This window comes from Mesorhizobium sp. NZP2298, assembly GCF_013170825.1.
In the GTDB taxonomy this organism is placed as follows: Bacteria; Pseudomonadota; Alphaproteobacteria; order Rhizobiales; family Rhizobiaceae; genus Mesorhizobium.
This window is the reverse complement of record NZ_CP033365.1, coordinates 5,222,185-5,245,496: the sequence shown is the minus strand read 5'-3', so window position 1 is coordinate 5,245,496 and position 23,312 is coordinate 5,222,185. Positions and strand designations below refer to the sequence as shown.

General features: G+C 61.9%; 22 protein-coding genes, 1 tRNA gene and 1 pseudogene. 6 read left to right on the top strand and 18 right to left on the bottom strand.

Features of this window, described 5'->3' with window-relative positions:
• Positions 1-46: 46 nt before the first annotated feature.
• A complete protein-coding gene (locus tag EB231_RS25515) occupies positions 47-919 on the bottom strand; it encodes a uracil-DNA glycosylase (RefSeq protein ID WP_172351243.1) in 873 nt (290 codons plus the stop codon).
• Between the two features lie 51 nt (positions 920-970).
• A complete protein-coding gene (locus EB231_RS25510; RefSeq protein ID WP_172351242.1) occupies positions 971-1,615 on the bottom strand; it encodes a hypothetical protein in 645 nt (214 codons plus the stop codon).
• A 220-nt stretch (positions 1,616-1,835) separates the two neighbouring features.
• On the opposite strand from EB231_RS25510, the gene EB231_RS25505 reads away from it, so the two are divergent.
• Together EB231_RS25505 and EB231_RS25500 are read left to right on the top strand one after the other, a co-directional pair.
• On the top strand, positions 1,836-3,515 hold the full coding sequence (locus EB231_RS25505; protein WP_172351241.1) for an electron transfer flavoprotein-ubiquinone oxidoreductase: 1,680 nt from the start codon (positions 1,836-1,838) through the stop codon (positions 3,513-3,515).
• Between the two features lie 55 nt (positions 3,516-3,570).
• Positions 3,571-4,170, top strand: coding sequence for a DUF922 domain-containing protein (locus tag EB231_RS25500; protein ID WP_172351240.1), 600 nt, complete (start codon positions 3,571-3,573; stop codon positions 4,168-4,170).
• Positions 4,171-4,230: 60 nt separating this feature from the next.
• On the opposite strand, the gene EB231_RS25495 is transcribed toward EB231_RS25500, so the two are convergent.
• The 5 genes from EB231_RS25495 to EB231_RS25475 form a co-directional block, all read right to left on the bottom strand.
• Positions 4,231-5,241, bottom strand: coding sequence for an endonuclease/exonuclease/phosphatase family protein (locus EB231_RS25495; RefSeq protein ID WP_172351239.1), 1,011 nt, complete (start codon positions 5,239-5,241; stop codon positions 4,231-4,233).
• A 132-nt stretch (positions 5,242-5,373) separates the two neighbouring features.
• Positions 5,374-6,834: an AMP nucleosidase gene (locus tag EB231_RS25490; RefSeq protein ID WP_246740717.1), complete on the bottom strand. Its 1,461-nt coding sequence runs from the start codon at positions 6,832-6,834 to the stop codon at positions 5,374-5,376.
• 116 nt (positions 6,835-6,950) lie between these two features.
• Complete coding sequence (locus EB231_RS25485) at positions 6,951-7,145, bottom strand: hypothetical protein (RefSeq protein ID WP_056563514.1); 195 nt, start codon at positions 7,143-7,145, stop codon at positions 6,951-6,953.
• A 40-nt stretch (positions 7,146-7,185) separates the two neighbouring features.
• On the bottom strand, positions 7,186-7,344 hold the full coding sequence (locus EB231_RS25480) for a hypothetical protein (protein WP_172351237.1): 159 nt from the start codon (positions 7,342-7,344) through the stop codon (positions 7,186-7,188).
• 225 nt (positions 7,345-7,569) lie between these two features.
• Positions 7,570-7,911 (bottom strand): DUF2147 domain-containing protein, encoded by a 342-nt coding sequence (locus EB231_RS25475; protein ID WP_172351236.1) that lies wholly within the window; start codon positions 7,909-7,911, stop codon positions 7,570-7,572.
• A 439-nt stretch (positions 7,912-8,350) separates the two neighbouring features.
• Between EB231_RS25475 and EB231_RS25470 the strand changes: the two genes are divergently transcribed.
• Positions 8,351-8,617 carry an SEL1-like repeat protein gene (locus EB231_RS25470; RefSeq protein ID WP_115145099.1) on the top strand — a complete coding sequence of 89 codons (267 nt, stop codon included), beginning with the start codon at positions 8,351-8,353 and terminating at the stop codon, positions 8,615-8,617.
• 438 nt (positions 8,618-9,055) lie between these two features.
• Complete coding sequence (locus tag EB231_RS25465; protein ID WP_172351235.1) at positions 9,056-10,177, top strand: branched-chain amino acid ABC transporter substrate-binding protein; 1,122 nt, start codon at positions 9,056-9,058, stop codon at positions 10,175-10,177.
• 78 nt (positions 10,178-10,255) lie between these two features.
• Here EB231_RS25465 and EB231_RS25460 read toward each other — a convergent pair whose 3' ends face one another.
• From EB231_RS25460 to EB231_RS25425, 8 genes are all read right to left on the bottom strand, one after another.
• Positions 10,256-12,238: an acetyl/propionyl/methylcrotonyl-CoA carboxylase subunit alpha gene (locus tag EB231_RS25460; RefSeq protein WP_172351234.1), complete on the bottom strand. Its 1,983-nt coding sequence runs from the start codon at positions 12,236-12,238 to the stop codon at positions 10,256-10,258.
• 82 nt (positions 12,239-12,320) lie between these two features.
• The gene (locus tag EB231_RS25455; RefSeq protein ID WP_172351233.1) at positions 12,321-12,695 is read right to left on the bottom strand and encodes a hypothetical protein; all 375 of its coding nucleotides are present in this window, start codon (positions 12,693-12,695) and stop codon (positions 12,321-12,323) included.
• A gap of 39 nt (positions 12,696-12,734) precedes the next feature.
• The gene (locus EB231_RS25450; protein WP_246740716.1) at positions 12,735-13,154 is read right to left on the bottom strand and encodes a hypothetical protein; all 420 of its coding nucleotides are present in this window, start codon (positions 13,152-13,154) and stop codon (positions 12,735-12,737) included.
• Between the two features lie 72 nt (positions 13,155-13,226).
• Positions 13,227-13,757: an O-acetyl-ADP-ribose deacetylase gene (locus EB231_RS25445; protein ID WP_172351232.1), complete on the bottom strand. Its 531-nt coding sequence runs from the start codon at positions 13,755-13,757 to the stop codon at positions 13,227-13,229.
• 1 nt (position 13,758) lies between these two features.
• Positions 13,759-15,366: a carboxyl transferase domain-containing protein gene (locus EB231_RS25440; RefSeq protein WP_172351231.1), complete on the bottom strand. Its 1,608-nt coding sequence runs from the start codon at positions 15,364-15,366 to the stop codon at positions 13,759-13,761.
• A gap of 1 nt (position 15,367) precedes the next feature.
• Positions 15,368-16,531, bottom strand: a complete 1,164-nt coding sequence (locus EB231_RS25435; protein WP_172351230.1) for an isovaleryl-CoA dehydrogenase — start codon at positions 16,529-16,531, stop codon at positions 15,368-15,370.
• 54 nt (positions 16,532-16,585) lie between these two features.
• Entirely contained in the window at positions 16,586-17,245 is a 660-nt protein-coding gene (locus EB231_RS25430) for a TetR/AcrR family transcriptional regulator (RefSeq protein WP_172351229.1), read from the bottom strand.
• 68 nt (positions 17,246-17,313) lie between these two features.
• Complete coding sequence (locus EB231_RS25425; protein ID WP_172351228.1) at positions 17,314-17,601, bottom strand: acylphosphatase; 288 nt, start codon at positions 17,599-17,601, stop codon at positions 17,314-17,316.
• Positions 17,602-17,786: 185 nt separating this feature from the next.
• Between EB231_RS25425 and EB231_RS25420 the strand changes: the two genes are divergently transcribed.
• Complete coding sequence (locus tag EB231_RS25420) at positions 17,787-18,317, top strand: MarR family winged helix-turn-helix transcriptional regulator (RefSeq protein WP_172351227.1); 531 nt, start codon at positions 17,787-17,789, stop codon at positions 18,315-18,317.
• On the opposite strand, the gene EB231_RS25415 is transcribed toward EB231_RS25420, so the two are convergent.
• Positions 18,314-19,426: a pyridoxal phosphate-dependent aminotransferase gene (locus EB231_RS25415; protein WP_172351226.1), complete on the bottom strand. Its 1,113-nt coding sequence runs from the start codon at positions 19,424-19,426 to the stop codon at positions 18,314-18,316. The genes EB231_RS25420 and EB231_RS25415 overlap by 4 nt on opposite strands.
• Positions 19,427-19,542: 116 nt before the next feature.
• On the opposite strand from EB231_RS25415, the gene EB231_RS25410 reads away from it, so the two are divergent.
• Entirely contained in the window at positions 19,543-21,222 is a 1,680-nt protein-coding gene (locus tag EB231_RS25410; RefSeq protein ID WP_172351225.1) for a tetratricopeptide repeat-containing sulfotransferase family protein, read from the top strand.
• 348 nt (positions 21,223-21,570) lie between these two features.
• Here the strand turns inward: EB231_RS25410 and EB231_RS25405 are convergent.
• Positions 21,571-22,769, bottom strand: a pseudogene (locus EB231_RS25405) (porin).
• Positions 22,770-22,907: 138 nt separating this feature from the next.
• Positions 22,908-22,998, bottom strand: a tRNA-Ser gene (locus tag EB231_RS25400).
• Positions 22,999-23,312: the final 314 nt, after the last annotated feature.

The window sequence follows — 23,312 nt, the reverse complement described above, 5'->3', positions numbered from 1 at the left end:
CATGATCCCGAAAAGTGGGAATGCTTCAGTCCAACGTCATCTCGATCTAGGAGAGTGACCGCAGCTTCGCCTTCACCTCGAGAAAATCCCGCCATGCCAGCTTCTTGTGCGCCGGCGTCCGCAACAGATAGGCTGGATGCAGCGTCGGCATGGCCGGAATGGCGGTGCCCGCGGCCGTGGTGTGGACGCGCCAGTTGCCACGCAGCCGCAAAATGCCTTCCGAAGTGTTGAGCAAGGTCTTGGCCGACGGGCCGCCGAGATTGACCAGGACCTTGGGATTGACCAACTCGATCTGGCGCTCGATGAACGGCCGGCAGATTTCGGTCTCGTGCGGGGTCGGCGTGCGGTTGCCCGGCGGCCGCCAGGGAATGACGTTGGCGATGTAGACCGAGGTGCGGTCGAGCCCGATCGCGGCCAGCATGCGGTCGAGCAGTCGGCCCGAACGGCCGACGAAGGGCAGACCCTCAATGTCCTCGTCGCGGCCGGGCGCTTCGCCGACCAGCATGACCGCGGCCTCCGGGTTGCCGTCGGCGAACACGAGATTCTTCGCGGTGGCCTTGAGATTGCAGCCATCAAAGGCGGCCATGTGCTGGCGCAGCTCTTCCAGTGTCGAGGCGCTTGCCGCCATTTGCCGGGCGAGAGCGGCCTGCGCCTCGTCGGGTATGGCGGAGGGCACTGTGCGCGCCGGCGCATCCGGCACCTTGCTTGCATCCAAACCGGGTGATGCCGCGGGCCGCTCCGGCGCCCTGTCCTCGAGAGGGGGCGCCACCGGCGCCGGTGCGCGCTCGACAGGCCTCGGCGCTGCCTCGGCGAAGCGGTTCACCGGGGCGTCTTCCAGCGCTTCATCGACGCCAGCGCTGGCGTAGAAGGCCAGGATGTCGGCAATATCGGTCGGGCTGTTGGGGGACGCGGCAGTCATGGCGCGCACATTCGTCCGCGTGGCTGCAATTTGCAAGGCCGGCCGCTCGCCCTATCCCGTTGGGATGCGCGGATCCTGCACCAGATAGAAGGTCCAACGCGGCGTGTAGTCGGTCATCAGGAACTCGAAGCTGGCGGTCTTCATCGGATCGACCTTGCCGTTCTTGAACAGCAACCGGTCGTAGGGTTCGAAGTCGCGGTCGAAATCGGCGAAATTGCTGGACCAGATATTGTCGGGCGTCTTGTTGCGTTGGTCGAACGAAAGCCCGTCGCCAAACACGCTCGGCTGGTCCAGTATCTCCTGAAGCTCGAACTGGAATTCGATCCAGGCTTGGCCGCTGTTGTTGAGCACGTCGATGCGCATATACATGATGCCGTTGGCGAACTCGCCCGCCTTGCCGAATGTCTGGATCGGCTTCGTGGTGCGGATGGTCAGCGTCACCGGTGTCGCTGAATTAAGCTCTTCCGTTATGACCAGCGGATCGTCCTTGGTTCCGATGCCTGAGGCTCCGGTGATGCGGAAGCCGCCGAGCTCGTCGGAGAAGGAGTAGGCGCCCGTCGCCCAGACTTTTACCTCGTCCGCCGTGGCGTACCCTGGCGCCGATGTCAGAAGGGCCAAAAGAATCGCCCGGCAGGCCCGGCCGGGCGTGAAAACAAAGCGCGTCGAAGGAAAGCCGGCTGGCCCAGGAATGCGCATGGCGGGAAGTATGGCCGATAAGGAAGCCGTCGAACAATTAAAAAACGCAGGGACCGCGGTTCTCGCGGGGCGCTGACGGCCACTATGCGGCGGGATGCGCGACTTTTTGGCCAAATCCGCATTGTCACGTATGCGCCGGTTTCCTGTCGCCAATTGATGCGCTATGCAGCGCAGGAGCCAGCAAGATACGCAACAGCGGCAAGCCAGTGCGGAGGGGTTGATGAGCGATATCGAACGCGAGAGCATGGAATTCGACGTGGTCATCGTCGGTGCCGGTCCGGCCGGCCTTGCCGCGGCCATCCGCCTCAAGCAGGTCAATCCCGAGCTTTCCGTCGTCGTGCTGGAAAAGGGCGGCGAGGTCGGCGCCCACATCCTCTCCGGCGCCGTCGTCGATCCTGTCGGCATCGACCGGCTGCTGCCCGGTTGGCGCGAAGAAGAAGGTCATCCTTTCAAGACCCCGGTCACGGCGGACCATTTCCTGGTGCTCGGCCCCGCCGGCTCTTTCCGTCTGCCCAACATCCTGATGCCGCCGTTGATGAACAATCACGGCAATTACATCGTCTCCCTCGGCAATGTCTGCCGCTGGCTGGCGACCAAGGCCGAGGCGCTTGGCGTCGAGATCTATCCGGGCTTTGCCGCCGCTGGACTGCTCTACAATGAGGAAGGCGCCGTCACCGGCGTCGTCACTGGCGACATGGGCGTCGAGAAGGACGGCACGCATGGCCCGGGCTTCGCGCCGGGCATGGCGCTGATGGGCAAATATGTGCTGATCGGCGAGGGCGCGCGCGGCTCGCTCGCCAAGCAGCTGATCGCCAGATACAAGCTCTCCGACGGCCGCGAGCCCGGCAAATACGGCATCGGCCTGAAAGAACTCTGGCAGGTCAAGCCGGAGAACCATCGGCCTGGCCTGGTGCAGCATTCCTTCGGCTGGCCGCTCGACATGAAGACCGGCGGCGGCTCCTTCCTCTACCATCTCGAGGACAATCAGGTGGCGGTCGGCTTCGTCCTCCACCTCAATTACAAGAACCCCTATCTCTCGCCATTCGAGGAATTCCAGCGCTTCAAGACGCATCCGGCGATCGCGGGAACCTTCGAGGGCGCCAAGCGGCTGGGCTATGGCGCGCGTGCCATCACCGAGGGCGGCTGGCAGTCGGTGCCGAAACTGTCGTTCCCTGGCGGCGCGCTGATGGGTTGTGCCGCGGGCTTCGTCAACGTGCCGCGCATCAAGGGCTCCCACAATGCAGTGCTGTCGGGAATGCTCGCGGCCGAGCATGTCGCCGAGGCGATTGGCGCGGGCCGTGCCAATGATGAGCTTTCCAGCTACGAGGACGCTTGGCGCGCGACCGACATCGGCAAGGATTTGAAGAAGGTGCGCAACGTCAAGCCGCTGTGGTCGCGCTTCGGCACCATCGTCGGCATCGGCCTCGGGGGCCTCGACATGTGGCTGAACACGCTGTTCGGCATCTCGCCCTTCGGCACGCTGAAGCACGGCAAGGCCGACTATGCCGCGCTCGAGCCCGCCGCCAGGCACAAGAAGATCGCCTATCCGAAGCCTGATGGCGTGCTGACCTTCGACCGCCTGTCCTCGGTGTTCCTGTCCAACACCAATCATGAGGAGAACGAGCCGGTCCACCTGCTGGTCGGCGACATGGAACTGCAGAAGCGCTCGGAGCACGATGTCTTTGCCGGGCCTTCGACACGCTATTGCCCGGCAGGCGTCTATGAGTGGGTCGACAAGGACGGCAATGCCGCCGCCGATCCAGAGGCGAAGGATGTGCGCTTCGTCATCAACGCGCAGAACTGCGTCCACTGCAAGACTTGCGATATCAAGGATCCGAACCAGAACATCAACTGGGTGCCGCCGCAGGGCGGCGAAGGCCCGGTCTACCAGGGTATGTGAATGCCCTCAGCGCCGACGGCATGCTGCCGTTGGTCATCTTTGAAGGGAAGCGTGGATGCGCTTGCTCGCACGTTTAGTTCTGGCGACGATTTGCGCGTCGTGCAGCCTGACCTCCGTCGCCTCGGCGGACGTCAAGGTCCTGGTCAAGACGAAGACATACGACATTTCAGGCACGACCGGCGAGGCGCTGATCGAATCCATGGACCGCAACGGGCCAAGGCATGGCTTCATGGCCCGCGCCATCGCGCAGACCAGCTATACCAAGGATTGGGATTTCGACTTTGTTCAGGTCAAGGGCTCCTGCCGGATCAAACAGGCCAACGGCACGCTCAACCTGAATTTCACCTACCCACATGTCGCTTCCGTGCTCCCGCCGGCGCTCGATAAGCGCTGGGCGCGGTTCTTCACCGGTGTTCGCACGCATGAGGAGACGCATGGCAAAATTGCCAGGCAGATGATGGCGGCGACCGAGAAATCGCTTACCGGCCTGACCGCTGCGAACGATGGGCAGTGCTCCAAAACGCGGCGCGAAGCACGCCGGCGAATCGACGCTGTCTTTGACGAGTACGAGGGCAAGCAAAACGCCTTTGACGCGCGCGAGCACCGGGAAGGCGGTCACGTCGAATATCTGGTTGACGCCCTGGCGAAATCATAGCGCTTCACCCGAGCTTTCCGGGCGAAGTTGATGCTCGCGCCACAGATGGACGGCTAAAACTCAACCGCGCGACTTCGCTGGCTCCGGCAGGGAAACGGTCGCGGTTTCATGCTCATCGAGCGGTTTCTGTTCCTGCGGCCTCAGCGTGAACTCGACCAGCACCGGCAGGTGGTCGGAGCCGGTATCCTCCAGCCGCGTCGACGACAGGATCGTCAGCCCGCCCTTGCTGAACACCTGGTCGATGGGCAGGCCTGCATAGCGGCGCAGGAAGTCGGGTAGTGTCCGGTGGATCCAGGTCGGTCCGGCCGACGGCATGACGGTCAGCCTGCCGAGAGCCGCGACCCGCCGCACCGCCGCGCTCCACGGCACGGCGTTGCAATCGCCGGCCATGATCGCGGTCTCGCCTAGCCCGGCCAGTGGTTCCGCCAGTTCGCCAATCTGCCAGTACTGCTCCTTCGGCCACGGCCAGCTCAAATGGATCGCGGCGACATCGACCCCGATCCCGCCGAAGTCGATGGTGGCGGTCGCCATCGCGCCGCGCGGCTCGCAGCGCGGTGCGGTGTCGGCGGCAAACGGCCGGCGCGACAGCAACGCCACCCCGAACATGCCGTTCGGGTAAGGGCAGAGGATACGGTAGGGATAGGCGCTGGTGATGGTGCCAAGCTCGGCCGTCCACATGCCAGACACTTCGTCGAGGGTGATCACGTCCGGATTGGTGCGGCCGATCAGCGAGAGCACTTTCTTCGGCGTCGGGTTGTTGAAGCGCAGGTTCATCTGCAGCAGGCTGTAGACGGCCTGATCGGCGGGCTTGGCAACCGCTGGCTGAGGCCAAAGCCTCGGCAGGGCGCCTGCCGTCGTGGCCAGGCAGGTGATGGCAAAGAGCAGCCCCGCTGCCGCTTGCAGCCGAAACGAGCTGGCGAGCAGCGGCAGTGCCAGAAGCGCCATGAGAACGCTGAAGTGCATGCGGAAATGCGAGAAGGAATCGAAGGCGGGGTGCAGCGAGCCGAAGAACCCGGCCAACAGCGCGGCCGACAGTGCCGTCATCGCCAGGAATGCCAACCCAGCCGTCATTTTCAAGCGCGCGCCTGTTGTCATTGAGGTCGTGTCTGGTGAAGGCCGCCTGACGATCCGTTCAATCTGCTTATCGGCCAAATTGCGGCCTGAGCAAGACGACGAATTGCCTCACGGAGGCGTTGTGGCCACCTACTGGAACGCTGTTTCCGAAAAGCTCCGGAGCTTGCGCGAATGCAGCCGCTCCATCGGCATCTCGGCCAGCTTCTCCATCGCCCTGATGCCGATGGTCAGGTGTTGCGCCACCTGCCGCTTGTAGAACTCGGTCGCCATGCCAGGCAGTTTCAGCTCGCCATGCAGTGGCTTGTCGGACACGCAAAGCAGCGTGCCGTAGGGCACGCGGAAGCGGAAGCCATTGGCGGCGATCGTCGCCGATTCCATGTCGAGCGCGATGGCACGCGACTGCGACAGGCGCTGCACAGGCCCGCGCTGGTCGCGCAGTTCCCAGTTGCGGTTGTCAATGGTGGCGACCGTGCCGGTGCGCATGATGCGCTTCAGATCGTAGCCGGACAGGCCGGTGACTTCGGCAACCGCCTCCTGCAGAGCCACCTGGATCTCGGCCAGCGGCGGGATCGGCACCCAGACCGGAAGATCGTCGTCCAGTACGTGGTCCTCGCGCACATAGGCATGCGCCAGCACATAGTCGCCGAGCGCCTGGGTGTTGCGCAGCCCGGCGCAATGGCCGAGCATCACCCAGGCATGCGGCCGCAGCACGGCAATATGGTCGGTGATCGTCTTGGCGTTCGATGGGCCAACGCCGATGTTGACCATGGTGATGCCGCCATGGTTCGCCTTTTTCAGGTGATAGGCCGGCATCTGCGGCAGACGCTGTGGTCCAACGCCTTCGCTCGGCGCGCTTTGTCCGGCCTTGGTCACGACATTGCCCGGTTCGACGAATTCCACATAACCGCCGCCGCCCTTTTCCATCAGGTCGCGGGCGCGGGCGCCGAACTCGTCAATGTAGAACTGGTAGTTGGTGAACAGCACGAAATTCTGGAAATGTTGCGGGCTGGTCGCCGTGTAGTGCGTCATGCGGTGCAGCGAGTAGTCGATACGCTGCGCCGTGAATGGGGCTAGCGGTCTTGGTTCGCCGAAGGCCACTTCGAACGTGCCGTTGGCGATCTGATCGTCGGTGCCGTCGAGATCCGGCACGTCGAACAGGTCGCGGATCGGCCGCTTGATGCGCTCCGCGGCGGCGCCGTCGACGTAAGTTCCCTCCAGGAAGGCGAAATGCAATGGAATGGGAGTGGTCGATTCCGAAACCGTGACCGCCACGCCGTGGTTGCGCATGATCAGCCGAAGTTGTTCGATCAGGTAGTTCTCGAACAAGTGCGGCTGCGTGATCGTGGTGGCGAAATGGCCGGGCGTCGGCATATGGCCATAGGCTTGGCGCGAGTCGACCTGGGTGAACGAACTCGTGGTGACGCCGATCTCGGGATAGAAGGCGCGGTAGCGCTTGCTGCTGTCACCGCCGGCGGCCAGGGCGGCGAAGGAATCGCGCAGGAACCTGGTGTTGCGGTCATAAAGCAACTGCAGTGCCGCGACCGCTTTCGCGGCATCGTCGAAGCTTTGCCGGCCAAAAGGCTCCGGCATGACGACAGATTCGATGGCTTGAGGGTAGATTCGCTTTTCCATGGCTCAATATAGAGACTCGGACGAGCGGTTGGGAGGGGTGTGGCTGTCGAAGGCGCCCAAAGCGCCATTTTTCTTTATCCTCGCTGCAGACTGACCAGCAGCACGAAGCCGACGCCGGACTTCTTCAGGGCCGGAGCCTCGATCGTCGAGCCGGCATCGGCGCGCATCATCGGTACGGCCAGGACCGGAGCGGCCAGGACCATCAGGATAAGCGCCGCCCGCGGCAGAAGCCGAAGGGTCTTGAGAGCGTTGGCGGCGATGCGGTTCATGATGTCTGAGCTTTTCTTTTCGAGGTCTGGTTTCTTTGGTTCAGTTGCGAAGGTGGGTGGGGCAGGCGAGGCGGCATGTCCTGGAACCGGCTTCGTCCCAGGAGCGGGGGGAACGGCCCGCTTCGGCGACGAGGATGGCGAAGAACATTCCAAACAGGCTCATCAGCAGGCAGACGATGGTGAAGCGGCGAGCAAGCATCGGGTGGTGTCTCCTTCAACACGCAGGAGAATGCCCCAACGCCTCTGAACCGGCTCTGATGCCGGTGTTCATCTGCGGTTCAAAATGATTGACGGGATCTGATCCGGTCGCCGCCGGCCTGATATGGCCACCGGAGGCAGGGCAACAGCACCAGTGCTCGGCCTGCCGATGAAACGAAAACGGGGCCTGCCAGGCCCCGTCATCATGTCCCAAGGATATGGTAGATCAGAGCTTGTGCCAGGTCTGGCTCTTGCAGATCAGACCGCCGAGCACGCAACCGCTCATCTTGAGCGAGGTGCCCGACAACGTCGCCTTGCCCGAATAGGTCTTGTCGTTTGCCGGGTCGGTGATGCTGCCGGCATATTTGTTGTCGCCAGCCGCCTTGAGCGAGCCGATGGTCTTGCCGGTATATTTGCCCGACTTGAGCGTGATGGAAAACGAGCCGCTGCCTGAAATGGCCGCGGTGTCGCCGGCTTGCGTCTTCCAGTTGCCCTCGATCGGATCGGCCCACGCCGTTCCCGCCATGATCAATGTGGCTGCAAGGGCCAGGCTCACTTTTCGAAACATGTCTTCCTCCCTTTGGATGGCCGGCCGGATGCTCCGCCTCGCCGGTCTGCCGCTTACGCAAACGTAAGCTAATCCAGCTCCCGCCAAAACAAAAGCGGTGCCGCAACGGAAGACCTTGGGATTCTGAAAGCGCCTGAATTCGCCTCGTCGCGGAGGGAAATGAAAACGACCGGCGCATCGTGTTTGTCTCCCGTGGTTAGCGGAGTGTTGATTGAGGCCCGGAAAATTTTCGTCAAATTTAGCGAAAATCGGCTGAAACGCTGGCTTCGTATCCTTAACGAATTTCCGCGTTTACCTCTTGTTTTAGCTTTGTTTTCCTCAAATTAAGCACGCCATTTAACGACGGATTCAAGCCTGAGCGGCATTCTCGAAAGCATCGAAAGAGCGGCCCGGACAAGACAAACGGAGGCAGCTCTCGGGAGCCAGACAGGGGACTAAAATGGCACGTTTTGAAATGCTTGAAGCAGGCTTCGGCGCCATGGGGGCAACTGCCCAGGCCGACATTCTTTTCGAACTGGGCATGATGTATGCGACCGGCCGCGACTGCGAGACCGACGTCGTTGCCGCCCACAAATGGTTCAACATCGCCGCCATCAAGGGTTCGGCCCGCGCCGCGGAACTGCGCTCGGAACTGTCGGCGGCCATGTCGAAGGTCGAGATTGCCAGGGCGCTGCGCGAAGCCCGCGAATGGATGACCATGCACTAGGTTTCCGCGAGGCGGAAAGGCTCGGGTCCAGATCGCTCAAAGACGGTCGGGCCACAACAGGGACAAGGCTGCGCAGATAGCCAGGCCACAGGCCAACAACAAGAATGCGGCAGGCGAAATAGGTCAAGCCGTACGACGGACCATGATCCCGGAAAGTGGAATCCGGTCTTCGGGCAAGACCATGGTCAACAGGAAAGACAGGGACGGCCAAGTTGGGGTTCGCGGCGCGGGGGCGCTGGGGAAACAGCCCGACAGGCAAAAAAGCCATGACCGGCCGGAACAAGGCTGGCGTGGCTTTTTTGCGTGGATGAGGCCTCCCAGGCCCAATCGAGCGGCGTCAATGCGCCTAGACAGGCCCGATGAAGGATGAAATTGTCCCGCCTCTCTGGAAGAAGCGCGGCCGGGGCGGCCGCGCGTGAGTGGAGGAGTTCTATTGCAATGAAAAAAATGAGTATTTTGAGCGCGGCCATTTTCGGCCTGATGATGAGTGCGCCGGTCGCATTCGCCGACGACATCACCGTTTCGGTGGTCGGCCCGATGACCGGACAGCTCGCCACCATCGGCGATCAGTTCAAGCAGGGCGCACAGGCTGCCGCCGATGCCATCAACGCCGCTGGCGGCGTCAACGGTTCGATGATCAAGCTCGACATCGAGGATGACCAGTGCGATCCCAAACAGGCCGTGTCGGTCGCCAACCGCATTGTCGCCAACGGCGTCAAGTTCATCGATGGGCATGCCTGCTCAGGCTCGAGCATTCCGGCTTCGGCCGTCTATGCCGAAGCCGGCGCGCTGATGATGAGCCCGGCTTCCTCGAACCCGGTGCTGACCGACGCGGCCGCCAAGGCCGGCTGGCCGACGATCATGCGCCTCTATACGCGTGACGACGCACAGGGCGCCTTCATCGGCCCGTGGATCGCCAAGAAGTATGCCGGCAAGAACGTCGTCATCCTGCACGACAAGAGCGCCTACGGCCAGGGCGTGGCTGACGCTGTCAAGGCAACCATGAACACCGGTGGCCTGAAGGAAGTCTACTACGACGCCATCAATCCCGGCGAGAAGGACTATTCCGCGCTTGTCACCAAGCTCAAGGATCTCAAGGCCGACGTCGTCTATTTCGGCGGCTACCATCCTGAAGCCGGCCTGATCCTGCGCCAGTCGGCCGAACAGAACCTGAAGTTCCAGCTGATCATGCCGGATTCGATCGCCTCGCCGGAGTTCTGGCAGGTTGCTGGCCCGGCCGGCGAAGGCACCATGTTCGTCTTCCCGTCGGACCCGCAGGCAAAGCCGGAAGCCAAGGCCGCCGTCGAGAAGATCAAGGCCGGCGGCTTCGTGCCGGAAGGCTTCACGCTGTTCTCCTACGCCGTGGTCCAGGCTTTCGCCGAAGGCATCAAGCGTGCCGGCAGCGACGATCCGGCCAAGGTTGCCGAAGCGTTGAAGAACGGCACGCCGATCAGCACCGTTGTCGGCGACGTCACCTTCGACGAGAAGGGCGACCTCAAGAACGCCAGCTACGACATCAACCAGTGGCATGACGGCAAGTACGCGCCGATCGCACAGTAATCCGAGGCGATAATCCAGAGAAATGGCCGGGGTTCGCCCCGGCCATTTTGTTTTGCGGTCGGCGATGCGCTCGGTGTATCAGCCTGCGGCGGCGGTTGAGGCGGTCTGCTCCTCGACGAACCGCACAAGCACCGTCCCGTCGGTGACCTGCGCACCTTCCGTGGCGATTTCGGCAATCACCCCGTCATGCGGGGCGGCGATGGTGTGCTCCATCTTCATCGCCTCGAGGATCAGGAGAGCTTGTCCCTTGATCACCGCATCGCCCTTTGCCGCGCGCACCAGCTTGACCAGACCCGGCATCGGCGCGCGCAGGCTGCCGGACGCGGCCGCCGCGTCATCGCTCCGTGCCAACGGGTCGGGCACCGCGAAAGTATAGCCGATGGCGCCTTCGAACACCGTGATGTGGCCTGGCCAGCGGGCGAGGCGTGGAGCGGCGCGAAAATCATGCGAATTGGCGCTGTCATAGGGCGCACCGAGCGCCACCTGGAAACGCCCGTCCGGCCGCACCGAGAGCTTTGCCAGAATATCGTCCTCGCCGAACTTCAACCGTGTGCGCCGCGCCACGCCGTGGAAATGGGCATAGCCGGAAATCGACGACCACGGGTCGTTCGACGGCGGCAATAATCCTGCGCCGGACGCGGCAAGGGCGGCTGCCGAGATGATTTCGCCGGTCGGCGGCGGGAGTTCGGTCAGCGTCGCCTGCTGTCTGCCGATCAGGCCGGTGTCGACGTCGCCAGCGCAAAAGTCCGGATCGGCGGCGAGAGCGGCAAGAAAGGCGGTGTTGACGGTGGAGCCGGCAATCTCGGTCTGCGATAGCGCTGTGCCGAGTGCTTCGAGCGCGGCTTGCCTGTCCTTTGCATGGACGACCAGCTTCGCGATCATCGGGTCGTAGTAGGGCGAGATGGCATCGCCGGCCCGCACGCCGGTCTCGATGCGCATCGTGGCCGCGTCGGGTGCTGTTTCGGGAAATTTCAGATGATGCAGCGTGCCCGTAGCAGGCAGGAACCCTTTTGCCGCGTCCTCCGCATAGATGCGCGCTTCGAAGGCATGGCCGGCAAGCGCGATCTCGCTCTGCGACTTCGGCAGCTTTTCGCCGCTGGCGACCCGCAACTGCCACTCGACCAGATCGGTGCCGGTGACCATTTCGGTGACGGGATGCTCGACCTGCAGGCGGGTGTTCATTTCCATGAACCAGAAGCGGTCGGCCTTGAGGCCCTGCGAGGCATCGACGATGAATTCGATGGTGCCGGCGCCGGAATAGTTGATCGCCTTTGCGGCCTTCACAGCCGCTTCCGTCATCGCCTTGCGCAAATCCGGCGTCATGCCCGGGGCGGGCGCTTCCTCGATCACCTTCTGGTGGCGGCGTTGTGCCGAACAGTCGCGTTCATAGAGATGCACGGCATTGCCGAAATTGTCGCCGAACACCTGCACTTCGATGTGCCGGGGCTTGTCGACATATTTCTCGACCAGCACACGGTCGTCGCCAAAAGCAGCCTTTGCTTCGCGCCGGGCGCTGGACAGCGCCTCGGAAAAATCATCGGGATGCTCGACGCGCCGCATGCCCTTGCCGCCGCCGCCGGCGCGCGCCTTGATCAGAACGGGATAACCGATCTCGCGCGCCTTGGACGCAAGCAGCACGATCTCCTGCGCCTCGCCGTGATAACCCGGAACGACAGGAACGCCGGCTTTCTCCATCAGCCGCTTGGCGGCGTCCTTCAGTCCCATGGCGCGGATCGAGGCCGCCGACGGGCCGATGAAGGTGAGCCCCGCCGTCACCACCTGGTCGACGAAATCGGGATTTTCCGACAGGAATCCGTAACCGGGATGGATGGCCTGCGCCCCGGTCGAAAGAGCCGCCGCGACAATCTTGTCACCGCGCAGATAGCTCTCGCCGACAGGCGAGGAGCCGATATGGACAGCCTCGTCGGCCATCTCGACATGCAGGGATTTCGCGTCGGCGTCCGAATAGACGGCGACAGTGTGCACGCCGAGCTTGCGGGCCGTGCGGATCACACGGCATGCGATCTCGCCCCGATTGGCGATCAGGATCTTGGCGAACATGGAGCCTCCCGGGTTTGTGGCGGGCGGCGCCATTCTGGCAGGCGCCGGCCTATTTCGAAGCGGCGATCTCGCAGGCGCCGGCCTATTTCGAAGCGGCGATCTCGCAGGCGCCGCCATTCGTCACCTTGTAGTGCGCACGTGTGGCCAGGCAGGATTTCATCGCCAGCTCTTCCGCCACCTTTTGCGACGGTGCATTCAGCCGCGTGCCGCACAGGATGTATAGCGAGACCACCCTGGAATACGGCGTCGTGGCGTAGGCCGAATGGCCGCTGGCCGCCACATAGGCCTTGTACGCCTTGGTGCATGGCGACTTCGGGTCGCCATTCAAAGCCGGCGGGAACCGCTTGTCTCCCTCGCTTCCCGCTAGCGAGCCGGCCACGCCGATGCCAGACGAGACGATCATGAACAACCCGGCCAGTATCGCGATGGCTGGTCGCCTGGAGTTCGTGGATTTCATTCTGCTTCCCCCAAAGAGAAAAACCGCGCGCCTTCCAGCCTATTTGGACGCGGCGAGACTGCAGGCGCCAGCGACGGTAACCTTGTATTTGCTCTTGCTGGCCTGACAGGATTTCAGCGCCAGTTCCTCGGCCGCCTTCTGTGACGGTGCATTTAGCTTCACGCCACAAATGAAGTACTCGCTCGCCGGAACGATCGGCGTCGCCGCGAAGGCCGAATGGCCCGCGGCTGCGAGATATGCCCCATAGATCTTGCCGCAGCCTCCGGTGGTCCCCACGGGAATGTTTATCGGGTAACGCACGTCGCCTCTGCTGCCTGCCAGCGATCCGGCCGGGTTGGCGGCAGTCGTTGCGAATATTAGTAGGATTGCAAGTATCGAGGCAACCGTACCCCGGTGATATTTCAGCATCATCTTCGCCCTGTCCCCATTGTATTGCGCGGAAAAAGCAGTAGCGAACATCTTGCCTCGCCGCCAGTTCGTTGGCAGGGATTCGAGTTTGCCTATGCTGATGAATCGATTGGTCCATACAGTTCAGGCCTCCCGAAGCGCAGCAACGGCGCGCCGGTATAGTTCCGCCGTTTGTTCATCGAAGCAGCAGATGATGACAGTCTCGGGTATGTTTTTTTCGTCGATGAACGTGCCGATCGCCCCGACAGCGATTTCGGTCGCCTCATTTTTCGGGTAGCGGTAAACACCGGTCGAAATCGCCGGGAATGCCACGGTGCGGCAATCATTGGCGGCCGCGAGTTCCAGCGACTTGCGATAGCAGGAGGCCAGCAACTCGGCTTCGCCTTTGCCGCCGCCTTGCCAGACTGGCCCGACCGTGTGGATGACATGTCGAGCCGGCAGTTTGTAACCCTTGGTGATCTTGGCGTCGCCGACCTTGCATCCGTTCAGCATCCGGCATTCGAACTCGAGCTCATGGCCCGCCGCGCGATGGATGGCGCCATCGACGCCGCCGCCGCTGAGCAGTGACGAATTGGCGGCATTGACGATGGCGTCGACATCCAGCTTCGTGATGTCGCCTGTGTGGATGCGGATCCTGTCCGGCGCCTTGCTCATTTCACATCCTGAACACGCCGAAGCGCGTGTCCTCGATTTCGGCGTTGAGCGCCGCCGAAAGGCTGAGCGCCAGCACCTCGCGCGTCTTTGCCGGATCGATGATGCCGTCATCCCAAAGACGGGCGGACGAGTAAAGCGGATGGCCCTCGTGCTCGTATTTCATCAGGATCGGCTTCTTGAATTTTGCTTCCTCCTCGGCGCTCCATTCGCCCCCTTTGCGCTCGATGCCGTCGCGCTTGACCATGGCAAGAACGGTCGCCGCCTGCTCGCCGCCCATCACCGAGATGCGGGCATTCGGCCACATCCACAGGAAGCGCGGCGAGTAGGCGCGGCCGCACATGCCGTAATTGCCGGCGCCGAACGAACCGCCGATGATGACGGTCACCTTCGGAACCCTGGCGGTGGCAACCGCCATCACCAGCTTGGCGCCGTCCTTGGCGATGCCGCCGGCTTCGTATTTCCGGCCGACCATGAAGCCGGTGATGTTCTGAAGGAAGACCAGCGGGATCTTGCGCTGGCAGCACAGTTCGATGAAGTGCGCGCCCTTCAGCGCGCTTTCGGAAAACAAGACACCATTGTTGGCGATGATGCCGACCGGCATGCCGTGGAGATGGGCAAGGCCGGTGATCAGCGTCGTGCCGTAATTCTGCTTGAACTCGTCGAATTCGGAGCCGTCGACGATACGCGCGATCACCTCACGTACATCATAAGGCTGACGCAGATCGGTCGGCACGACGCCGTAGAGTTCATTCGCCGAATGAAGTGGTGGAATCGATTTCTGTAAGCTCAGGCTTACAGTCTTGTTCCGATTCAGGTTTTTGACGATGCGACGGCAGATGGCGAGCGCATGCTCGTCGTCCATCGCATAATGGTCGGCGACGCCGGAAAGCCTGGTATGCACGTCCGCGCCGCCGAGATCCTCGGCGCTGACATCCTCGCCGGTGGCCGCCTTCACCAGCGGCGGGCCGCCGAGGAAGATGGTCGCCTGGTTGCGCACCATGATCGTCTCATCCGACATCGCCGGCACATAAGCGCCGCCGGCCGTGCAGGAACCCATGACGCAGGCGATCTGCGGGATGCCGGCCGCGGACATCTTGGCCTGGTTGTAGAAGATGCGGCCGAAATGTTCGCGGTCGGGAAACACTTCGTCCTGGTTGGGCAGATTGGCGCCGCCGCTGTCGACCAGGTAGATGCAGGGCAGATTGTTCTGCAGCGCGATTTCCTGCGCGCGCAGATGCTTCTTCACCGTCAGCGGATAATAGGTGCCGCCCTTCACCGTGGCATCGTTGACGACGACCATCACCTCGGTGCCTTCGACGCGGCCGATGCCGGCGATCATGCCGGCCGAGGAAATTTCCTCGCCATACATCGACCATGCCGCGAACTGGCCGATCTCGAGGAAAGGCGAGCCGATGTCGAGCAATTGCGCGAGGCGTTCTCGCGGCAACAGCTTGCCGCGCGAGATGTGGCGCTCGCGCGCCTCCTCCGAACCGCCGCGTTCGACGATGGCCGCTTTTTCGGCGATGTCGGCGACCAGTCCGCGCATGCGTTCGGCATTGGCACGAAAGGTATCGGAGGAGGGCGATATCTGCGTCTGAAGGACGGCCATGCTAAACCCCCTCCGCCATGATCTCGCGGCCGATCAGCCAGCGCCGGATTTCGCTAGTGCCGGCGCCGATCTCGTAGAGTTTGGCGTCGCGCAGCAGCCGGCCGGTCGGATAGTCGTTGATATAGCCATTGCCACCAAGCAGCTGCAGCGCGTCGAGCGCCATCTGCGTCGCCTTCTCGGCCGCGAACAGCACGCAGCCGGCGGCGTCCTTGCGCGTGGTCTGGCCGCGGTCGCAGGCGGCGGCGACGGCATAGACATAGGCGCGCGCGGCATTCATCACCGTGTACATGTCCGCAAGCTTGCCTTGCACAAGCTGGAACTCGCCGATCGCCTGACCGAACTGCTTGCGTTCGTGCACGTAGGGGATCGCCACGTCGAGGCACGCCGCCATCAGGCCGATCGGGCCACCGGCAAGCACGGTGCGCTCATAGTCGAGGCCCGACATCAGCACCTCGACGCCGCGCCCTTCCTCATGCAGCACATTGTCGAATGGCACTTCGACATCCTCGAACACCAGCTCGCCGGTGTTGGAGCCGCGCATGCCGAGCTTGTCGAGTTTTTGCGCCACGGAAAACCCTGTCATCGCCTTCTCTACGATGAAGGCGGTGATGCCGCGCGATTTCCGCTCCGGATCGGTCTTGGCATAGACGACCAGCGTTTCGGCATCCGGGCCGTTGGTGATCCACATCTTGGTGCCGTTAAGCACATAGCGGTCATTGCGCTTTTCGGCGCGCAACTTGAGCGAGACAACGTCGGAGCCGGCGCCGGATTCCGACATCGCCAGCGCGCCGACACGTTCGCCCGAACACAGCGGCGGCAGGAATTTCTCCTTCTGAGCCGGCGTTGCCCAGCGGTTGATCTGGTTGACGCAGAGATTGGAATGAGCGCCGTAGGAGAGGCCGACCGACGCGGAGGCACGTGAGATCTCCTCGACGGCAATGACATGGGCAAGGTAACCCATGCCGCTGCCACCGAAATCGGGATTTGCCGTTATGCCAAGCAGACCGAGCGCGCCGAGCTCGCGCCACAGATGCGCCGGAAATTCGTTGTCGCGGTCAATGTCGCCGGCGATCGGCGCGATCCGGTCCTGGGCGAAGCGCCGCACCATGTCGCGCAGCGCTTCGATGTCCTCGTCAAGCCCGAAGCTGAGCGTGTTCGTGTACATGTTTTTCCTCCGTGGCGCATGACCCCGAAAATCGGCTTCGATTTTCGGAAAGGATCATGCGCGAAAATTAAAGTGGGACAGCGTCCTTTGCGCGTCCGATGGACGCGCGGCGCTGTCAGCGATCTTCGCGCCGACGAGCCGCATTGTCATTGAAAGATATGTCGCCGTTACTTCAGGGACCGAAAGCCGCTCGCCCGGCCGGAACCAGACAATGACGCCGGTCATCATCTGGATCAGAGCCATGGCTGTCAGGCCGGTGTCCTCGATGCTGAACACACCGGCTTCGGCGCCGTCACGCAGGATGGCGCGCAGTTCCTTTTCGTAGGCCGTGCGCATGCGCAGGATCTGTGTCAGCCTGTCGGGCGACAGACTGCGCAATTCCATGTTCGACACATGCGTGGCGTGCCGGCGCTCGATATGAAAAGCGATGTGGTTGCGTACATAGGCCGCAAGCTGCTCCGCCGGATCGGCGCCGGCTGGCCGGGCGTTTTCCCACGCTTCGCGAAGCCCTTCCATGTGCTCGCGCATCAGCGTGAACAGCAGGTCTTCCTTGGTCGGGAAATAGCGGTAGAGCGCGGCCGCCTGCACGCCTACTTCGGCGGCCAGTTGGCGCATGGACATCGCCTCGTAGCCATAGCGTGCGATCAGGTTGACCGCCGCCTCGCGGACTGCCGCCTCCGTTCGCTCGCCATCGGATCCTGTGGTGCGCGCCATGATCGCCTCTTTAGGCGGCTATAATAAAACGAACGTTCAATTAATTCAAGGGGCCCCATTGGAGCCGCCTATGCGACAACCCTGAAGTCTCCAGGCGCAATCCAACTCTCGAGTTCCTCTATATCGATCTGGTAGACTGCTGCACGCGGCGGGCCTTGCCAAAGGCGCTCGATCATCGTCGAAACCGCCGTATCCGTGCCGGTCAGCCATGCCGTTACCGATCCGTCTCTTTCGTTGCGTACCCAGCCCATCAGGCCAAGCCCTGTCGCTTCGCCTCGCGTCCAGATCCTGTAGCCGACGCCTTGCACCTTGCCCTGGACACGCACCTTCACCGCCCTTTTCCGCTGCTCTTTCATGGCTCGCTCCTCGCATGGAGTCTGGCGCAGGATCGAACGAAGGCAACTGGTTTGAGGGGAGGATTCTTTCGAATTGTCGAGCTGTGTTTCATCCGGAGGATAGATGACTTCCTCCAATAAATAATTGACTTGGTCAAGTTTTTTGCGATGATCCGGCGATGTGGGAATCTTCCGGGGCGCCAGACATGCCGACCGATCGGAATGCCTTGGTCTGCGACCTCAGGCGCTTCAACCGTTTCTATACCGGCCTGATCGGGCTGCTCGACGAAACCTTGACCCACAGTGCCTATACGCTGGCCGAGGCGCGGGTACTGTTCGAGCTGGAGCACCGGACCAGCCTTATTGCCACCAACTCTGGCGGCAAGGCAGGCTTCCTGGCGCGAGTGTTTCAACTCGATTTCGCACCAGCGGCATCCGAAATCGCCCGGGACCTCCAACTGGATCCTGCCTATGTTGTGAGAATCCTTCGAAAATTCTCCGCCGCCGGCTTGATCGAAACGCGTGCCGGTCCCGATACTCTGCGTCGGCGCGTCCTCTCGCTCACCGCACGCGGCCGCGCCGCGCTTGCCGCACTTCAGTCGGCAGCGGATCGAGGCCTTATCCGCTTGACCGCGGGCCTGGGCGACGAGGAGGCCGCCGAGTTGTCGGACATCCTCGCACGCGTCAGGAGGCTGCTCGGTGGCGCGATGGATTCCGAGTGCGGCGAAATTGCCTAGTTCCCTCGCGCCGCGGCCAGCGCGCCGGGCAATTCCTCGGCGAAAATATCCAGTTCGTGATCGAGGCCGACGCTGACGCGAATGCAGCGGTCGAGCCTTGGCGCCATCGGCTTGCGGATGAATACATCGCGCGACAACAGCCCCTGCAGTATTTTCAGCGCGAAGGCGCCATCATGCCCGCAGTCGATGGTGACGAAATTGGTCGCCGAGGCCAAAGGCCTCAATCCGTTCTGCTCGGCGATATCAGCGATGCGGCGGCGGCCGGCAGCCACGCGCGCCACCACGGTCTCGAGATAGGCCTGGTCGGCGAGCGCCTCGACGCCGGCGACCTGCGCCATGCGGCTGACGCCGTAGTGGTTGCGGATCTTCTCGAAGTCGCGGATCACCTGGGTTTCTGCGATCGCGTAGCCGCAGCGTATACCGGCAAGTCCATAAGCCTTTGAAAACGTTCGCATGCGGACAACGTTTGGCCGCGAGATATCGATCGGTGGCAGGGCCGAGGCTGGCCCCAATTCGCCATAGGCCTCGTCGAGCACCAGCATGGTGGTTTCAGGCAACGCCTCGATGAAACGGATGATCTCGTCCGCCTCCCACCAACTGCCCATCGGATTGTCCGGGTTGGACAGATAGACCAGCGGCGCCTTTTCCCTGATGACCGCTGCGAGCAAACCATCCAGGCTTTCCTTGCCGTTTTCATAGGGAACCGTGATCAGCCGCCCCCCGACGCCGTCAACATGAAAGTTGAAGGTCGGGTACGCACCGAGCGAGGTGACCACCGCGTCGCCAGGTGCCACATACATGCGCGCCACAAGGCTGAGCAGGCCGTCTATGCCTTCGCCGACAACGACGTTCTCGACCGCGACTTCGTGATGCGCGGCAGCCGCGACCTTCAGGTCGAAATTGTCGGGATCGCAATACATCCATTGGTCGCGCGCGACACTCTCCATGCGGGCGATGACGCGCGGCGAAGGACCAAAACTGCTCTCGTTGGCGCCGATGCGGGCTCGGAAGGCGCGCCCGCGCTCACGCTCCTGCGCTTCCGGGCCGACGAACGGCACGGTGGACGGAAGCGCGGCGATGAGCGGCGTGAGGGGAGGGCGCAGACGCATTACGGAAGCTCGCGTGAAAAGGGTCTTCTTGCTAGCGTGATGGGGTGGGTGCGCGCAAGCGCTGGGCAGGTCCATTTTGTCTGGATTCGATTGGCTTTTTTTGCTAGCCAGCGACGATGAACAATCGTCTGCCGCCTGCCTGGTCCAAACACCTCAAGTCCGGTGCCGCGCCGAAACCTGGATTGCCACGGCCAGCTCCGGTGCAGGCAAGTCTGCCGAAAGCAAATTCGTTTGCACGCGCACAGGCTGACGATTTGTTGCTGAAGCAGGCCTATGAGCATCAACAGGCCAAGCGGCTTGATGACGCTCAGGACCTGTGCCTGCAGGTCTTAGCGCGCACGCCAAACCATCCGCTGGCGCTCTATATCTTGGGCACGGTTTATCTTGGCTATGATGACGAGGCGGCTCTGCGTTATTTCGCACGCGCTGTCGGTGAGGAGCCTAGAAACCCCTTTTATCATCTTAGCCTCGGTGAGGCCTATGGCAAGCTGAGCGAATTTTCAGCCGCGATCAAACACATCCAATATGCCTTGGAGGTGCAGCCCGATCTTGTCGAGGCCCTGTGTGCCCTGGGTCGCGTTTATACTCAGTTCGACAAGCCCGATTTGGCCTTGCCGCTTTATGAGAAAGCGCTGAAAATCAACCGCGATCACCCCAAGGCGCGGATCGGAATAGCCGCCGCGCTCACCGGCCTTGGGCGCATGGAAGAGGCTGGCGTCTATCTCAAGGAGGCGATCGAACACCGCATTGACGTGGCGGCGGCTTATTACGACCTCGTGCAAAGTCGAAAGTTTACCGAAGAGCCTGCCGAACTTCGATCGATCCTGCGCGAACTCAACGCTCCACGCCTTAAATCGGAGGCCGTGCAGAATCTGCACTACGCGGCCGGCAAGGTGATGAACGACCTCAAGCGCTACGCTGAGGCCTTCGACCATTTCAACAAGGCGAAACAGGCTGCCGGCTACAAGTTCGACATCGATCAGTATCGTCGTTTCGTGGATCTGACCATTGCAACCTTCACGCCGGATCTGTTTGCCGAAAGGTCCAGCTACGGGAACCCGTCCGAAGTGCCTGTCTTCGTGGTCGGTATGCCGCGCTCGGGGACGACACTGACCGAACAGATTTGCGCCAGTCATCCCGACGTTCATGGCGCTGGAGAGCTCAGCAAGCTGAGGCGGGTGGCGAACGCAATCGGTCTGCAAACCACAGCTTCTGATTTCAACAAGCCGATCATGACGGTCACGGAAAGCTTGTCCAAGACGTTGGCCGAAGAGCATCTTTCCTACCTGCGGGAGCGCGCTCCGACTGCGCAGCGAATCATCGATAAGATGCCGCACAATTCCGAATTGATCGGCCTCCTCACCCTGCTCTTTCCCAATGCCCGCATCATTCATTGCAGGCGAGATGCCATCGACAATTGCGTGTCATGCTTTGTCCTGCCCTTCAGTTCTTCACACAGCTATAATTCAGACCTGAGGGCACTCGGCCTCTACTATCGAGAATATGACCGGTTGATGCGTCACTGGAACGAGGTTTTCCCCGGTCGTATCTTTGAAAATCGATATGAGACGCTCGTGGAGGATCAAGAGGCGCAGTCGCGCCGGCTCATCGATTATCTCGGCCTTCCCTGGGATGACGCATGCCTGCGTTTCTTCGATAGGGAAGGGGCCGTCACCACGCCCAGCCGCTGGCAGGTTCGTCAGCCGATCTACAAATCGTCCGTGAAGCGCTGGAAGAATTACGAAAGTGAGATCCAGCCTTTGATTGAAGCGTTGGGCGACCTCGCCGACGTTTGACCGATAGGTTCCCAGACCAAGGCATGTCAAAGAGCTGAGCGCAGCAGCGGATCTCGGAGATCGCGACGCGCTTTATAGGGTGGTTTGGCGCTTGGTAGAATCGTCAAGTCGACCCAGGTGCCGTCGTCATCCGCGGGCTTGACGCGAGTATCCTTGCCGTGGCCAGAGACGCCGCCGCGCTGACACGGTGATTCCGGCCGCCGAATGCGGCACCGAGCACCTTGGCTATCGCTGATGCATGTCGCCCAAAATCCGCAGCGGCGTTGAAACTACCGTATGCATAAAAACGAAAAAGAAAACCCGGCGGTTGCCCGCCGGGTTCTCCTGTCTCCCCAGAAATATCTGGTCTTAGAAATCGCGCTGGAAGCGGATGATGCCGCCGACGGAGTTCCTCTTCTCGGCGCCAGCCCAAACGTTGCCGGCGGCAATAGCGTCCGAACCAACGCGCTGATAGTCGATTTCGGGCGTGACCGTGAAGCCGGGAACGACGGTGTAGGCAATGTTTGCCGCGACGCCATAGTCCTTCCACTGATCACCCGACACCTGGAGGTTGAACGAGGTTTTCTCGTTGAACTTGTAGGTGCCGCCGGCCCAGAAGCCCCAGTTACCACCCCACGGCTTGTAGAAGCCGCGGCCGTTAGCAAAGGAGCTACCGATGGGGCGGGGATGTTGTTGGGGTTGTTGTCGTTAAGCTTTCCGTCGTTGCCGTAGCCGAACATGGCGAACAGCGTCAGTGCACTGGAAACGTTCACGTCGACGCGAACCTTCCCCGAGACGGATTCGTAGTTGCTGTCATAGGCGACGACGCCGACGATATCACCCCAGCCCTGCGTGTACTTCAAGCCGCCGACGATATGCGGAACATAGCTGTCAACCGTCGAGCGGCCATAACCATAAGAGAAACCTGGGTCCTGGTCGCCGCCGCCCGAACCTTCTTCGAGAGAGGCCATCGCCGAGAAACCGTTGCCGGCGTCGAAGTAGTACTGAACAACACCGGTCTTGAACCCGCCGTAGGGAACGATGGTGTCGTTGATGACGTTGCCGGCGTAGCCGACGAACGTATCGAATGCCGATTCGTCCAAGCCGACCCGCAGACCGCCAAGCTGGATCCAGGCGAAGTGCATGTCGAAGCTGTTTTCAGCGTTATTATCGGCACCGTTGTCCAGGGGGTGATTCTGGAAATTCATGCGCGTTTCGGTATAGGTCTTCAACGTGCCGAGTTCGGTTTCCTGGCCGGTCCAGGTCTTCAGCGTGAAGCGAGCGTCTTTGTACCAGGTGCCCTGGTTCTTGCCGGTAACGACGTCATCGGCGCGTGCGCCGGTGAACGAGCCGACGTCGCCAGCGCCGACGTCGTAACGGACATAGCCGCCGATGCGCAGGCAGGTCTCGGTGCCCGGGATGTAGAAGTAACCAGCGCCGTAGACGTCGCAGATCTTGACGTATTCAGCGGGTTCCGGCTCGGCGACGACGACGGCGTCGGCGGCGCGCGCACCGGAAACTGCGATCAGGGCCGCAGCGGAGCCGAGAAGAAGGCTCTTGATGTTCATTTTCTGACCTCCAGTCAGAATCGAACGAAATGAAGGCCTGTAACGGCCCTGACGCTACCGCCGGAACGGCCAAGCGCTGGATCATCTGTCTGTTATTGCTGGGAAAATATCGGCGCGACGCGGCGGCGCGAGGCAGGATGGCGGAGAGGATGGGATTCGAACCCACGAGAAGCTTTTGACCTCTACTCCCTTAGCAGGGGAGCGCCTTCGACCACTCGGCCACCTCTCCGTTGCGCCGCTGGATAAAGAAAAGCGCGGGCACAATCAACAAGCCCCCAGCCATTATCTCGGAAAAGAAGGCATTATATGAAAAAATAAGAGCGCACCGAGCTGCTGCCTTCGCAGGTGCGGCGGTTCTGCGGCAAATCCCTGGCTGGCGACTCCAGGTCTTGCCTTGATTCCGTCGGCCGATTGCCGGATTGGGCGGGAAATAAGCGGTTGCGGCGGGCCTGATGGTTAACGAGAGCTTTCTGAGTGAGGCCAAATCGTGTCATTTGTGCAACAACGCCGGGGGATAGCAGCCGAACTGCCCTTTCGCCAGTA

Excerpts from the sequence above, each read along its gene's own strand:
- EB231_RS25485 (WP_056563514.1), bottom strand. The coding sequence starts at position 7,145 with ATGAACCGCATCGCCGCCAACGCTCTCAAGACCCTTCGGCTTCTGCCG.
- EB231_RS25480 (WP_172351237.1), bottom strand. The coding sequence starts at position 7,344 with ATGCTTGCTCGCCGCTTCACCATCGTCTGCCTGCTGATGAGCCTGTTT.
- EB231_RS25450 (WP_246740716.1), bottom strand. The coding sequence starts at position 13,154 with ATGTTCGCTACTGCTTTTTCCGCGCAATACAATGGGGACAGGGCGAAG.
- EB231_RS25415 (WP_172351226.1), bottom strand. The coding sequence starts at position 19,426 with ATGCGTCTGCGCCCTCCCCTCACGCCGCTCATCGCCGCGCTTCCGTCC.
- EB231_RS25500 (WP_172351240.1), top strand. The coding sequence starts at position 3,571 with ATGCGCTTGCTCGCACGTTTAGTTCTGGCGACGATTTGCGCGTCGTGC.
- EB231_RS25465 (WP_172351235.1), top strand. The coding sequence starts at position 9,056 with ATGAAAAAAATGAGTATTTTGAGCGCGGCCATTTTCGGCCTGATGATG.
- EB231_RS25425 (WP_172351228.1), bottom strand. The coding sequence starts at position 17,601 with ATGAAAGAGCAGCGGAAAAGGGCGGTGAAGGTGCGTGTCCAGGGCAAG.
- EB231_RS25420 (WP_172351227.1), top strand. The coding sequence starts at position 17,787 with ATGCCGACCGATCGGAATGCCTTGGTCTGCGACCTCAGGCGCTTCAAC.
- EB231_RS25430 (WP_172351229.1), bottom strand. The coding sequence starts at position 17,245 with ATGGCGCGCACCACAGGATCCGATGGCGAGCGAACGGAGGCGGCAGTC.
- EB231_RS25435 (WP_172351230.1), bottom strand. The coding sequence starts at position 16,531 with ATGTACACGAACACGCTCAGCTTCGGGCTTGACGAGGACATCGAAGCG.
- EB231_RS25440 (WP_172351231.1), bottom strand. The coding sequence starts at position 15,366 with ATGGCCGTCCTTCAGACGCAGATATCGCCCTCCTCCGATACCTTTCGT.
- EB231_RS25460 (WP_172351234.1), bottom strand. The coding sequence starts at position 12,238 with ATGTTCGCCAAGATCCTGATCGCCAATCGGGGCGAGATCGCATGCCGT.
- EB231_RS25510 (WP_172351242.1), bottom strand. The coding sequence starts at position 1,615 with ATGCGCATTCCTGGGCCAGCCGGCTTTCCTTCGACGCGCTTTGTTTTC.
- EB231_RS25410 (WP_172351225.1), top strand. The coding sequence starts at position 19,543 with ATGAACAATCGTCTGCCGCCTGCCTGGTCCAAACACCTCAAGTCCGGT.
- EB231_RS25490 (WP_246740717.1), bottom strand. The coding sequence starts at position 6,834 with ATGCCGGAGCCTTTTGGCCGGCAAAGCTTCGACGATGCCGCGAAAGCG.
- EB231_RS25515 (WP_172351243.1), bottom strand. The coding sequence starts at position 919 with ATGACTGCCGCGTCCCCCAACAGCCCGACCGATATTGCCGACATCCTG.
- EB231_RS25455 (WP_172351233.1), bottom strand. The coding sequence starts at position 12,695 with ATGAAATCCACGAACTCCAGGCGACCAGCCATCGCGATACTGGCCGGG.
- EB231_RS25505 (WP_172351241.1), top strand. The coding sequence starts at position 1,836 with ATGAGCGATATCGAACGCGAGAGCATGGAATTCGACGTGGTCATCGTC.
- EB231_RS25475 (WP_172351236.1), bottom strand. The coding sequence starts at position 7,911 with ATGTTTCGAAAAGTGAGCCTGGCCCTTGCAGCCACATTGATCATGGCG.
- EB231_RS25445 (WP_172351232.1), bottom strand. The coding sequence starts at position 13,757 with ATGAGCAAGGCGCCGGACAGGATCCGCATCCACACAGGCGACATCACG.
- EB231_RS25470 (WP_115145099.1), top strand. The coding sequence starts at position 8,351 with ATGGCACGTTTTGAAATGCTTGAAGCAGGCTTCGGCGCCATGGGGGCA.
- EB231_RS25495 (WP_172351239.1), bottom strand. The coding sequence starts at position 5,241 with ATGACGGCTGGGTTGGCATTCCTGGCGATGACGGCACTGTCGGCCGCG.